The sequence below is a fragment of the Saprospiraceae bacterium genome, assembly GCA_016717265.1.
Classification (GTDB): Bacteria; Bacteroidota; Bacteroidia; order Chitinophagales; family Saprospiraceae; genus Vicinibacter.
In genome coordinates this window covers 1706945-1721227 of the sequence record JADKFX010000001.1, presented here as the reverse complement: position 1 = coordinate 1721227, position 14283 = coordinate 1706945, and the positions used below count along the sequence as shown (strand labels likewise).

At 32.3% G+C, this 14283-nt stretch carries 11 protein-coding genes; 3 read left to right on the top strand and 8 right to left on the bottom strand.

Annotated elements, in window-relative coordinates:
* Nucleotides 1–100 precede the first annotated feature (100 nt).
* The 6 genes from IPO86_06730 to IPO86_06705 all read right to left on the bottom strand — a co-directional run bounded on the left by IPO86_06730 (nucleotide 101) and on the right by IPO86_06705 (nucleotide 8758).
* A complete protein-coding gene (locus IPO86_06730) occupies nucleotides 101–2179 on the bottom strand; it encodes a tetratricopeptide repeat protein (GenBank protein MBK9727799.1) in 2079 nt (692 codons plus the stop codon).
* A 359-nt stretch (nucleotides 2180–2538) separates the two neighbouring features.
* Complete coding sequence (locus IPO86_06725; protein ID MBK9727798.1) at nucleotides 2539–2751, bottom strand: DUF2007 domain-containing protein; 213 nt, start codon at nucleotides 2749–2751, stop codon at nucleotides 2539–2541.
* Nucleotides 2752–2883: 132 nt separating this feature from the next.
* The gene (locus IPO86_06720) at nucleotides 2884–3438 is read right to left on the bottom strand and encodes a glutathione peroxidase (GenBank protein MBK9727797.1); all 555 of its coding nucleotides are present in this window, start codon (nucleotides 3436–3438) and stop codon (nucleotides 2884–2886) included.
* 133 nt (nucleotides 3439–3571) lie between these two features.
* Nucleotides 3572–3973 (bottom strand): hypothetical protein, encoded by a 402-nt coding sequence (locus IPO86_06715; protein MBK9727796.1) that lies wholly within the window; start codon nucleotides 3971–3973, stop codon nucleotides 3572–3574.
* A 75-nt stretch (nucleotides 3974–4048) separates the two neighbouring features.
* Entirely contained in the window at nucleotides 4049–5155 is a 1107-nt protein-coding gene (locus tag IPO86_06710) for a hypothetical protein (protein ID MBK9727795.1), read from the bottom strand.
* Nucleotides 5156–5377: 222 nt separating this feature from the next.
* Nucleotides 5378–8758 (bottom strand): esterase-like activity of phytase family protein, encoded by a 3381-nt coding sequence (locus IPO86_06705; GenBank protein ID MBK9727794.1) that lies wholly within the window; start codon nucleotides 8756–8758, stop codon nucleotides 5378–5380.
* Nucleotides 8759–9051: 293 nt separating this feature from the next.
* Here IPO86_06705 and IPO86_06700 point away from each other — a divergent pair, with 293 nt between their 5' ends.
* Both IPO86_06700 and IPO86_06695 read left to right on the top strand, forming a co-directional pair.
* Nucleotides 9052–10287 carry a glycosyltransferase gene (locus IPO86_06700; protein ID MBK9727793.1) on the top strand — a complete coding sequence of 412 codons (1236 nt, stop codon included), beginning with the start codon at nucleotides 9052–9054 and terminating at the stop codon, nucleotides 10285–10287.
* A gap of 251 nt (nucleotides 10288–10538) precedes the next feature.
* The gene (locus tag IPO86_06695) at nucleotides 10539–11111 is read left to right on the top strand and encodes a hypothetical protein (GenBank protein MBK9727792.1); all 573 of its coding nucleotides are present in this window, start codon (nucleotides 10539–10541) and stop codon (nucleotides 11109–11111) included.
* 86 nt (nucleotides 11112–11197) lie between these two features.
* Here IPO86_06695 and IPO86_06690 read toward each other — a convergent pair whose 3' ends face one another.
* Nucleotides 11198–11896: a response regulator transcription factor gene (locus IPO86_06690; GenBank protein ID MBK9727791.1), complete on the bottom strand. Its 699-nt coding sequence runs from the start codon at nucleotides 11894–11896 to the stop codon at nucleotides 11198–11200.
* A 9-nt stretch (nucleotides 11897–11905) separates the two neighbouring features.
* Nucleotides 11906–13357 carry a HAMP domain-containing histidine kinase gene (locus tag IPO86_06685; protein ID MBK9727790.1) on the bottom strand — a complete coding sequence of 484 codons (1452 nt, stop codon included), beginning with the start codon at nucleotides 13355–13357 and terminating at the stop codon, nucleotides 11906–11908.
* Between the two features lie 129 nt (nucleotides 13358–13486).
* Here IPO86_06685 and IPO86_06680 point away from each other — a divergent pair, with 129 nt between their 5' ends.
* On the top strand, nucleotides 13487–14239 hold the full coding sequence (locus tag IPO86_06680) for a GLPGLI family protein (GenBank protein MBK9727789.1): 753 nt from the start codon (nucleotides 13487–13489) through the stop codon (nucleotides 14237–14239).
* Nucleotides 14240–14283: the final 44 nt, after the last annotated feature.

Here is a 14283-nt window from a genome sequence, read left to right as displayed (position 1 = left end):
GGAACACTCTAAAATCATGACATCCAGGAGGCTCTTCTACTGCAATTGACTCTTCTTAAATTCATTAGCCTTCTTAATATGATGCAAAGCATCATATTACTTAAGACAAATATCCTTCAAAGGCAATTTTAGTTCCTGTTTCAGCTGAAGATTCGATCTTTAAAGTACCCTGAATTGCCTCCATCCTTTTCCTCATATTGTTGAGACCATTCCCTCCTCCTTGGATTACTCCCTCCTTCATGCCAATTCCATTATCTCCAACACTAAGGCAATAATAAGTATCCGAAAGTGAAAATGAAATTTTTATCTCTTTTGCTTTAGAATATTTTACAGCATTATGAAGAGCTTCCTTTAAAACGAGAAAAAGATTTCTTCTCAAGGCTGGATTAATGAAAATTTCAGGCAGCTCTTCCGGAAAATTAATTTTGTATTGGAAACTAGTATCTTCAAGATATTTACTAATATAATTTCTAATATATGATAACAAACTTTCTAAATTGTCCCTATCTGGATTCGTAGACCAAATGATTTCACCTAATTTAGAAATCGTTTCCCTTGAATTGGCATTAATTTTATCTAATAAGCCAAGATCTGAATGGGTTGGATCACTCGTTGATTTTGCTATTAACAGTTCTGCCAACCATGAAATCTTTGTAAGTCCTGAACTAATATCATCATGAATATCTTGTGAAATCCTACTTCTGATGATCGCATTTTCCTTTTGCTTTTCTGTTTCAATTAATTGTTTCTGCGTCTCTTTAAGATGAATCAAAGTTGAAGAAAGTGCTATATTGTTTAATTCCAACTCAGTGTTTGTATCCGACACCTGCACATTTAATTCTGCCAATTTAGCATTAGATCTCTTTTGGTTTTTATAATTTGTATAAATAAAAATGGCAATCATCATCAGCAAACACAGGGCTAAAATAAAGTAGATTCTTTCATTTCTTTTTTTCAATACTTCCAATCTATTTATTTCAATCTGTTTATTTTTGAGTTCGATTTCTCTTTCAGTTGTCAATTTCTCAATAGCAATTTTACTCTCATTTGAATAAATTGTATCTTTGGTCTGCGAATAAATTTTAAAATACTTCAAGGCATTTTTATAATCCTGTTTTTCGATATAAATTAAAGATAACTCTTTTGAAAATGCATCGAGTGAAGTTGGTTCCTGAATTTCAATAAGAATATCAACTGCAATTTTATAATACGATATTGCTTTGCTCAGCAAATTAGCTTTTGAATCTACTACGATCTCAATGCTGGTATCTGAACTTTCAAATTGGTAATAACTTTTACAATAACTAGTCCCAAGGTTTCCAGAAGCAATTGCAAAACCTCTTCTATCTTTGAGTAAAGTATATACCTCTCTGGCTTCTGTCAAAAGACTTGCCGCTTTTTTAAAATTATTTTGGTCATTATAAATAGTTGCCATATTAATCAAATTTCTTGCAACTCCAGATTTACTGCCTAATTTTCTATAGATGTCAATTGCTTTTTGATAATTCTCCAAAGCAAGTAGCTGTTGTCCTAATTCGGAAAACCGATTCGCCAAATTACCGAGCGTAAGTGCTATTCCGTCTTCATCATGCGCTGCTTTATAATGGAGCAAAGCAATAGAATCATAGTACAAGGCCTTATCATTCTGTTTTTGAATATTGTAAATGTTTGCAATCACTCCCGCCTGAATAGCGATCCCGATCGTATCATTGCACTGCTCCATAATACGTAGAGACTTTATCAAATAATCCAAAGCTCCATCAAAATCACCAGCATAATATTTCACTTGACCAATATTCCCTAAATTCTGTGCGTATCCCTTTTTATTCCCAATTTCGAGATTGATCAGTCCTGCTTTCTCAAAATACTGCACAGCTAAATCATGCATTGATAGCATTGCATAATTTGCTCCAATCCCATTGTATGCCTGCGTAAGACTTTCCATATCATCTAGCTTTACAGCCAGCTTTTCTGCTTTCATTCCAAACTCTAATCCCTTGGTAGGATCCTGTTCATTATAAGCAAAGCAAATCTTGTTTAAAAGTAAAAGCTGAATGGCTTCGTTATCGGTAGTATTGGCAAGATGTATTAAAGAATCGATTTTTTGCTCCATGGTTTGCTGAGTTAAAGCATCCATAGCAAAAATGAATTGAAGTCCGAGAAGTAGAATTTGCTTCATAAGAAATTCATTTACACAATAGCTAATTGAAATCTGGGCTAAAAGCTGGTTTCAAAGATAAAAATAACTTTATAAGTTCTTTATGCTACTTATCCTAAAAATCAAATAGATAGCTTCATGTCTTCAGAGACTTAAGCATATTAACGAAAGTACAATCAAGCAAAATATTATAATTTAGAATTTGAAAGGATTCTATGTTACACCAATTATCAGAATGGTATTTATAAATAAATACATTCATCCCCAAAGGAGTATTTCATATTTAAAATAATCCTTGAATTTAAATTGACTAAAATGAGTGGGTTAGCAATACTTTTAGGCTGATTTTCAAGCTTTCATAAATTTTTTCACTCTGCTCTTTAATCCGAGGTTAATAATATTCTTGCTTTATCCAAATCCTCTTCAAAAATTTTTAACTCAACTTCACCTAATGGATTTAAGCCAATCACATTTTCATCTAGTAGAAATGAATCAATACCATTTTCAAGTAATTTACTTTTACATAAATTAGCTTCTAACAAATTTGGAAAAACTTGAAGCACGACTGTTTTCCGTTCATTATTTGAATTCATAAATATGCATTTTAAATTAAAAAAATAAGAAACTAAATATGGTAATTCCGACAATACAAAAATAAACTTAAATACCCTGGTCAAAAAATATAATAAATTATTCTGCAATGCAAATTGGATGTCCACATTCAATTACTCGTTGTTCGTTATCCAGTCCACTATTTTTTTACAGTTTGGATTTTCCTTATAGGATACCACAGAAACCCAATGTCCATTTTTATCAATCAGATATTTTTGAAAATTCCATTTAACTTCAGCATCTTCTACCCCATTCTCAGATTTTAAAGTGAGCCATTTATACAATGGATCGATATCCTCTCCCTTCACTGAAATCTTGGCCATCATAGGAAACGTTACACCGTAATTTTTTGTGCAAAACACTTTAATCTCCTCATTTGTACCTGGCTCCTGTGCGCCAAAATTATTTGCTGGAAAACCAATAATCGCAAACTGATCGCCACCATACTTTTTATACAACGCTTCCAATTCTGCATACTGAGGGGTGTATCCGCATTCCGAAGCAGTGTTGACAATTAATATTTTCTTTCCAACAAATGTACTAAAATCAAACACCTTACCATCAATTGTCCGAACCTTAAAATCATAAAGTGTCTTCATATTTTTATCCTGAGAAAAGGAAATTGAAACAAAAAATATGGCGATAACAAAATATACAAATCTTACCATAGATCAAATATACTATATCCTTAGGTATACTAGCCAGGTTATTTCAACAAACCTTATAGGACAGTTAAAATTAAGCTTCGTTTGAGTTAGAAATATATCGTCTATAAGAATATGTAAAAATTAAATAATTCAATCATACTGTTTCATCTTTTCGAGACAATAAATACCCTATTCCAATTAAAAATATTCCAACACCAACCATAATGTAATGCAGAAAATATACGTTTTGAATTAGAAGTATCTGAATAAAAATCCATCCACAAAGAATAACACCTTGCAAAATTATTAACCAATGAAAATTTTTTAAATTCAAAACAAGAACCATAAATGCCAATAAACTAAACACACCATTCGCAATAAAAAGCACTAAACCAGGAATAAAATAATTTTCAAAATTTGAATATTTTAACCATTCCATCGATAATTGTATACTACTTCCATCTGGATGTAACATTAAATTCCATCCTCCATAAATAGCCCCTAACCCATTAAACAATAGGAGTAAAGCAGCAAATATTTTCAAGAATCGATTCATAAAATAACTTATTACATAGATTAAATTTTATAAAATAGTGTTCAAAAAACACAATAAAATTAAATTAAATTAAACCTACAATGTGCAATTATATTCCACTTGAACCAATTGAAACTGCCCATAACAAAAATCCCCGCTTGGGTAGCTGTAAACTGCATCTGCATTCGTAGCTAGCATTCGCCCACTTATAAGTTGGTAATCTTTAAGAGGAGTAGCCCAGGGTATTCTTTCCATGGTATTAGATTCTGTTGTTGCAAACCGGTCATTCGAAATAAAATTTACAAGGGCACCATCCTTGTTGAAATACAACCAAGCTTCTATAGAAATGCCCTGATTCGTAAAACGAGCCTTCACTTTCAATGAATCTTCTTGCAACCATTGAATTTTATTATCAATCAACGTTGCAGGTGCCATACAGCACATATCGTTAAAAAATGTTACCGTCTCTGCAATACCCATTTCTGCACCAGATTGATATTGCACTTTAAATATTGAAAATAATCGAATATCCATAAATGCATCACCTCCTTTAAATGAATGGAATCCTGCTACCGGCAATCCATTCATACTGGCCTTCATAAAAAATAATCGGGTGGAGGCATCTAAAAAATTATACTGTTCAGATGTGAATTGCATCCATTTGGATTGTTCGTTTTTCCTAATTTGACCCTTAAATTTTATTTTGAAATTTCGAACTTTAGGCTGCCCTACAACACCAGCGTGGAGCAAATTTTTCTGAACTATTTTTGGTAAATTTTGAATATCTGATTCTAATAAAATAGTTTCATTAGCAGATTGGGTTTGAGTCAAACGGAACCGCACTTCCTCTTTATATTTCCACTGAAAGCTCCAACTAAAATATCCGAGTAGGCATACAAGTACCAAGATAATATTTACAATGCTGCCATATTTAGCATCTTGCCAGCTTGAAAAAAGGAGGTATTGTGATAGCGCAATTGCCACCAATAAAGGGATCCACCAGGTATCCTGATGCAATATCAATAGTATAGCACTAAATAAAAAAACAAAACCTGTGAGCAGCCAAAGGACACCATTAAACTTAGAAATCGACTGACTTAAGGGGTTCACGGTTACAATATGAAAGGCTTTTACAAAGCCCATCAAATGAATGAGTCCATGTAAAATCAGCAGTATTATAAACCCTATTTTTAGAATTTGCATTAAAAATTAGAATTAATCAATTCCAAATTTAAAGTAAACTATACTAAAATAATTGATAATAATCAAAATTTATAATGATTATTGTCAAAATAAATAAATAAAATTGAATAAATCAATATACGAATGAATACAATAAATGATAATTTGTAGGTTCTAAAAGCAAAAAAAAACGGGAAGTGTTTCTACATCACTTCCCGTTAGAAATATTATATACAAAGCAGATCAATGCATTACTTCTAACTTTAACTTATTGGAATAACTCCCTGATTTAAGTTGAATAAAATAGATGCCGCTCATAAGCTTACTTGTTGAAAGTGGAATAGCATTTTTTCCAACATTTAAAGTTTTCTCAATCGGCGTCAATACTAGTTTTCCCTGCACATCAACTATGGATATATGAATTTGCTCTGCAGACGCTGCAGTCAAAGTAAGAATTGACTCATAAGAAGTTGGATTCGGAAATAAATCTATATTTGAAATTTTATCGTTTAAACTGGTGACACTCGTTAGCACATCCCCTTGTAAACCAAAATCATAATTTTTTTCATCAATATCATTACTTATAATATGAATGGTTGAAACGTGCGTACCGGTAGTATTTGGTGTAAATCTTACTGTAAAACTTTGGGATCCTCCAACCTGTAAATTCAAAGGAAATATTGGTGGAAACACTAATGAAAATGAGCCGGCATTTATACCTCTAAAATGAATAGCTTGAATATTCAAATTTCCAACGCCATTATTTTGAATAATAAAAGTCCTATCTACTGTACTTCCAATATTGGTAACTCCAAATAAAGTATTGTTATAAGGATTTGGATTCGGGTCTCCATCAAAAATCTCTATTCCATTTCCATATAAATCTATTTCAGGATTTGCGTTGTATGTATCTCCATTAAACAAAGCAAGTATTTGACCACCCTCATAAACTTCTCCTGCAATGGAATAATGCGCCTGGTCGACTAATAAGAATTTGCCTGGTCCCAAAATACTTTGTACATCAATGATCCCTGAGGATTCTTCATCCTGGGTTAAAAAATTTACAGCACCAGTTAGAAATCGATTTGGATCATGATGCGCAATTTCTTTTATTTCACCAGTTGCAATTGTATACTGCCAAATCTTTGCAATATATGTTTGATTTCCTGGATCTTCTTGAATTAAAATGTGACCTGAATTATCAATGGTCAAATTATCCATCATCTTTGGACCTTCTGTTCCAACCAGAAGCACTGATATAAGTCCGCCAGAATTCATATCGTTAATATCGTTGAAGTGTAATCTCCATAACCGACTTGGACTTGTAAATCCGTTGGTAGTTACAAAATAAAAATCATTTGGATTTACTGGGTCCCATGCTCCATCTTCAGGTCTCAAGAAATTTGTAACACCAAGGTTGTTACTTTTGGTATTTAAGGATGCACCCGATGAATCACTTACAATTCCTAAATCAATTAACCCAAATGCCGTGTTAACCGCTGGTATATTTGTGTTGGTTTCTGTATTAAAACCGGAAACGGAGATTCCATATAATTTACCATTTGTTAAACCAGCTTTATCTACTTCTGTGCCATTTTTAGTTTTATTTCCTATATAAATATAAACTTGTCCTGGAGTAGAATCATCTGTTCCAATTACAATTGTTTTATTACCTGTTGCTGGGTTTGCCAGTGCATTTTCCCAGGAGAATTTACCTAATGCCGGAAGTTCATAACTTGTACCTGCATTTGGACCTGTAACAATATGAGCAAACGCACGACCTTCATTACCTGCCTCTTCACCATTTATAAAAATACGCTCCTCTGTACCAAATCCAGTTGCATCATTATAAAATGCAGAAACTTCTGGAAGATCTGCAGAACAAAAACGATTAAATGCTTTTCTGCTTGTTGTATCCTCAGGATTATAGTTAGTGTATCCTGATCCATTCCAAAGTTTCACTGTTCTTATTAAATCACTTCCATTTAAAACTTCAAGACTATTCTTATCAATAATCCATTTAGAAATAAATCCTCCTTTGGCTCCATGCGCTCTAAGGACTCCTCCTGCACTTGGTATTTCGTGATTTACAAATAAACTAAACGTTCCATCTTCATTATCTAATGCTCCGGTCCCATCAGGAATTCCTGTCATTTTATATCCATTTGTAGCAGTATCACCTGCAGTTAAGATAGATGTAAATGAAACATTTGGCAAAGTAGGAATCAAATATGGAGTTTGTGATGTACTAAAACCAGTTTGTCCTTGTGATATATTAATTGAAGGAGGATTTTGATAATTAGGAATTTTATTTGCTCCATGCAATCCATAAGTAATTATATGACTCTTATTATTTGTGGCAATTGGAAGTCCATCTGCGAGTGGGCAAGATTGTCCAAAGTCATTATCATTACAAACCGCAATCGTACTGTCATTTAATATTGCTAACCCTTCTGCTTTATCCAAAACTGCAGGCCAGCCATTTGCTAATAAATCCATAAACAATGTTTTCTTCACTGCTTTGATACTATTATTTGCTAATCCACTGGAGTCAACAAGACCTTCTAAAGTAAGGCCATTATACAATCCTGAATTTACTGGAGTAGCTTGATTGATATTAATAAGGTAAATTCTTTTAATATCCGTGGTTCCTCTCAAGGCCGCTTCTAATACTAAAAACGTACTGTCATTGATTGCAACCATATCCCCAATTTTCCAATCTCTTAAGCGAATCGAATTACCACCACTACCAATCACACCATCATTAAGATAAGCAAACATTCGTTGCGTATTTGTAACAGGATCAATTTCCAAAATGCGATGAACTCTTGATGCTTCACCTATTGCTTGAGTTGGGTAAAGAATGCCACTTTGAATAATTGCATAAATTTTCCCATTCGGTGTTATGGATATGCCTTCAAAACCACGATTGTTTTTACGGTATTTAAAGACCGTATCAATTTGTACATCTACCGATTGCGCACCTGGAAGATTTGCATAGGGTGTATACCGTTTCAGCAATACGCCATTTGGATCCAGTTTCCAAATAGTTGCTCCTCCTTCTTCACATAACCAAAAATTTCCATCCTTATCAACTACAATACCTTCCGGATCAATTCCAAAAGTATCCTTTGCCGTTGTTTTTAAAAGAAAGTTAGCGCAATCTTGTACTGTATCAATGGATGCTAATTCTATCGCTGTACTTCCTAAACCGGTAGGATTAATAATACCTGAAGCCGGACCACCATCTGGCCTTTTTACAGTAATTGTTTGTAAGATTTCCAAAATATTATTTTGAATTCGAACTCTGTGAATTTTAGGAGCATAAGATGGAAAAGAATACATCTTATCATAAGTTGGTCTACAAGCTGCAAGATTGGCATTTGCACAATCGACATTTACACCTCTGTCAGAACATACCCAAAATTCTTTATTGTTGGTTTCAGGAATTGGAAACAATCCAGAAAAACCTGCTTCTCTAAAATCAACTCCCTTATACGTTCCAATGAATGCAGAACTATTGTTTTGGTAATCTTGCAACATTGCAATTTGCGAGTTACTTTCCATTTTAAAAAGCAATATTAGTAAGGAACAGAGTAAAAATTGTGTAAAAGAAGTTTTCATAAGTAAAATTTATCACAAAGCTATTGTAACATGAACTTACAATTGACTGTATCTTGTTATTTGATAATTATCAAATAATTCATAAATAATAAAATAAAATACAAATAATAAACAAGATAATAATAACAAATAGTAAAGAAATAAAGTAGGATGAATGCGACAAATAACTCAGAATCAACATCCAAATTTTATTACCATGATTTAGTCAACTAAAAATAAATTTGCTATATTAAATTTCCGTTACCAAATCTACAACTGTATATTCTTCAAAGACATACAGATACTTTTGCACTATGGAATATACTACGTGCCAATTTAATGATTCATATTTTCCAATTATGGATGGTGTTGGAATGACTGCTCATAACTATGCACATTGGTTACAAGAAAATAATGTAAAAAGTATCCTTGCAGCACCAAAGGTAAAAAATTACAAAGATGATGTGGATTACAAGGTATATCGCTTCAAATCGGTTCAGCTTCCGGGTATGAAGCCTTATCGGGTAGGCATTCCAATGGTTGATGTGAAATTTAAAAAGAAAATTAAACAAATCAATTTTGATTTATTACATGCACATTGTCCGTTTGTAAGTGGACAATTTGCACTTAAGCTAGCAAAGAAAAAAAACATCCCCTTTGTTACTACCTTTCATAGTAAATACCGAGATGATTTTAAAAAAATAATCAATAATGAATATTTCATTAACTACATGATAAAGACGATTTTAAATTTTTATAATGAAGCTGACTTTGTATGGGTGCCCAATAAAGCAACCGGAAATACACTGAAAGAATATGGATTTAAAGGTGCCTTGGAAATAATGCCAAATGGTACTGACATGGAAGCTCCTGGTAAAAATAAATTTCAAAATTACCGCAAAGAAGGATTAAAAATGATTGAAGCAGACGATACTGAATTTGTCATGCTATTTGTTGGTCAACACCGGTGGGAAAAAAATGTAAAATTAATACTTGAGGCCCTAAAAACGCTTCATAACAACAAGGTAAAATTTAAAATGATATTTGTCGGAGAAGGGTACGCAGCAAAAGAAATGAAAAAACTGGCTAAGGAATTTAATCTAAAAGATAAAGTAAAATTTCTTGGAGTAATTACCGACCGTACCGAACTCAAAAAAATTTATGCAGCATCAGATTTATTTGTGTTTCCATCAATTTACGACAACTCCCCACTCGTTATGCAAGAAGCAGCAGCGTTTAAAATACCTTCTATAGTTGTAGCTGGGAGTTCCTCTGCAGAAAATATTATCGATGGAGAAAATGGATTTACCATTGAGAATGACCGGGATTCATTAGTTCAAAAAATAGCTGCCTTGATAAAAGATAAACAGACGATAAAAAAAGCAGGAGAAGGAGCAATAAATTCAATTTATCATCCATGGGAAAGCATTGTGAAAGATGTCAAGGAGCGATATGTTGAAATCATAAAAGATCATCAATATAGTAATAGAGATTTCAATTCTATATACCATACACCAATACATAACCGAAAGAAATTGATTCTAAACTAAAAAAAGTGAAAAGTTAAAATTACTTTGACGACATACAATAATATTTAAATTCAAATGTAATAAAATTCTGAATCACCCCACATTTCATTCAACATGCTAATAACGCATTTGTCGATTATCATCCAAACTCTACATTTGTAAAGTTTATGATTATTTAACAATAAGATAAAGTTAACATTACATTGCATTCGCTATTTTTGCACGACTTTAAACATTTAAAGCTGTGCAAATTATTCAACCATAGATTTGCAATGGAATCAACGAATTTTAAGCATATAAAAAATCTCGAAAAGGCTTTAGCTTTTTATAAATCCATAGACTTTTCTGACGATGATGATGACATTTCTCAACTAAAACATGCTTTGCAAACTGCATATTGGGCAGAACAAGAAACCACAGAGGTCTCCCTAATATTTTCTGCATTTATTCATAACATTGGTTACTTTATTCCGGAATCATTACATAAAGGTAAATTTAGTGCTATTGACCATCAAAAGCTTGGCGCTGAATATCTCTCCCGACATGGATTTAATTATCATATTTGCACTTTAGTCAAACTCCATACAGAAGCTAAACGCTATTTAGCTACTACGCAACCTGAATACTTTGATAACATAACAGATATCGACGTTTTGACTTTTGACCTTCAAGGTGGATTTATGAATCAAAAAGAAGAAGAGCGATTTTTAAATAATCCACTTGCATCTCAATCCATCCAACTTCGAGTTTGGATAGATAGGCCTTGGAGTTCGGATTTAAATACACCTGACTTTAAGTACTATGAAGATTTTTTTACGCAACATGTAAATGATTTAATGCAATAATATTTATGTTCATCATAAATATTTTATTGTAAAAATAATTTTATTTTTTTTTGAACATTATTCAATTGAATTATTATAAAATCCCATTATCCTACCAATCTATATCCTACCCCTTTTAAGGTAATCAATTCTACCCTACTATCACTCCTCAAACAATCTCTCAACTTATTAATATAAACATCAAGATTCCTGGAATTAAAAAAAGAATCATTTCCCCAAATCTTCATAAGTATTTCCTTACGCGTAACCAATTGATTTAAAGAATTACTAAGGAGCAATAATAATTCCGTTTCTCTATGAGATAATCTTCGGACGTCATTCTCAAAATGCAGTTCCTGACGAAGTGGAAAAAATATATACAATCCTATATTCATAGAATCCACACTGGTAGACAAAGAACTTATTGTGTGGCGAATACTCGTTAAGCTAAGCAAATTTTTTATTCTCACGATAAGCTCCTCCATACTAAACGGTTTGTGAATATAATCATTGCATCCTGAAGCAAAGCCTTTCAATATATCTTCTGTTTGATTTTTCGCAGTTAAGAATAAAATTGGAACAGAACTTGGAATTTCTTTTATTTCTTTACTAATTGTAAATCCATCTTTATGTGGCAACATTACATCTAAAACACATACATCCGGATTAAAAAGTTTGAACTCTTCTATAGCGTTCAAACCAGATGTAATCATTCGAACTTCAAAATCTCTACTTTCTAAGGATTCTTTCACGATTTTGCCAAGAGATGGCTCATCTTCAACATAAAATAATCGAATTTTATTCATATCTTTAAACTAATCAGCTTGGCGCATTGGAAATTGAATTATAAAACTGGTGCCTACATTTTGCGTACTTTCAACTTGAATCTTTCCGCCCATCTCCTGGACAACTGCAGCAACATAACTCAAGCCCAAACCATACCCTTTCACATTATGAATTTCACCCTGAGGGACCCTATAAAATTTTTCAAAAATATGATCCTGGTATTCTTTTGGAATACCAATACCATTATCAGACACTATCAAACATACAAATTTTTCCTGCTGTTTAATTTGAATTTGAATCTTAGGTTGATCCTTGTTACCATACTTTAAAGCATTATCCAATAAATTGAATACCAGACTTTCGATTTGTTGTTTATCACCGAAGATGATAAAATCATCCCCAATACATTCAAAATTTATATCAAATCGATACTTTTCAAACTGCAATTTTAAAGCAACCAAAATATCCAATACCACTTTATTAAGCTCAAGCTTAGTTGCATATATAGTAGGCATTTTTTTTCCTACCTGCGAAATGTTTAATACCCGATCAATCAAAAGAGAAAGTCGCTTCAACTCTTGCTTTGAAATGTTTATATAATCCGTTCTCTTTATTGAATCTTCTAATACATTAAAATCTTGCAATGCTTCAAGTGCAACACTAACAGTGGCAACGGGTGTTTTCAATTCATGCGTAATGTTTTGAATAAAATCATTTTTCAAATTGAGCAGCATGCTTTCTGAAGCTAAGGACTTATAAACCAAGTAAAATGATATCAAAAGACTCAAAAATAATAATATAGAAAAAAGTACTTCTGGTAAAATCATTCTGATCAGATAAAGTGAATAATTCTCAATATTAACAACATACCGATCTCCATTGGTAACATCTGTATAAGATGCCATTAAAGTGATCTTGCGATTCATGAGAGTATCTACACCTTCTTTTGTTATTGAATAGGAAATTGGAAGCTTAGCAATTTGCATATTAGATTTAAAATTAGCTTCCAAAGCACTTAAAAAATCCCTCGTTGATTCGGACACAGGTACACAAGAATCCCTCAACTCCATACTGTCATTTCCCATTGCAATAAACATGGTCACGGAACCTTCAATTTGATTCAGGTCAAGCTCCTTCTCTGTCCGATCTACTCTTACTTCCAGTTTCCTCCCCTGCATTTCAATATTATGATCTTCAATCTTTATTATTGATTTTAAAGTTTTAGAATCTCTGCGAAAATGCTTTGTATGAAATTGAGGCTGTATCATACTATCCGATTGAAAAATTAATTTATTCAGGACACCGCCTTCAATATTACGAATAGAACTTACAAAATAATAACCGACCTCCCGCTGTAAATTAGCGTACTCCTTTTGATAACTTTTGTACAAATAAAGCGAAAGAAAACAAGCTAGAAAAACCAAACTTGAAACCATTAAACCATTAGCCAGAATTTGCTTTTTATTTCCTTTCATTTCCATTTAACCACAAATTTAAATCACTTTCTTCAACCAAAATGAACTTTAACCTTAATTAACCTTGTATCAAGCTTAATTAACCTTACTATTTAAATTCAAAATATACCTTTGATCCAATAAAAAATTTAAATTATGAAAAACAAAATTCTATTTCTTATCTTTTGCCTACCGTTCATTCTAAAATCGCAACAATCTTCAGGCGAAATAAAATATGAAGAACGTATTAAAATAATCATTGATTTACCGGACGGAAATGAGTCCCTCAAAAAAACATTACCTCCTAGTCAGACTATCTTAAAAACACTCTTGTTTACTTCAAATGAATCTTACTATAGAGATGATGCAAAAAATGAAGATTTAGATATAACCCATGAAGAAAATGGAATGGATATGCAAATCGTAATGAAAAATCCTGAAAATAATATATATACCAATCAGGAAAAAAATCTGCTAATACAATCCACAGAGTTTTTTGGAAAACAATTTTTAGTCACCGGTGATCTAAGCACTAAGAAATGGAAATTAACCGATGATCAAAAAATGATTCTCGGATATCCTTGCCAAAAAGCCATATTGATGGATACTACCTTAGATGTTGTAGCCTGGTTTACTCCACAAATTCCAATCCATATAGGACCCAATGGGTTTACAAATTTACCGGGTGTTATACTTCGTATTGAATTTGACAAAGATTCCAGAACTATTACCGCAACACAACTTAATTTTAGAAATTTAAAGGAAAATGAAATAATAAAACCTACAAAAGGGAAAAAACTAACTGCCCAAGAGTTCAAAATAATCAGAGATGAAAAAATGAAAGAAATGGGGATGATTCAGGGCAAAGGTGGGGCCGTAAAAATGATTATAAAGGAAGACAGAAATTAAAAATATAAATCAAACTTAATTCAAGTCATTCCAGAAATTAAGTT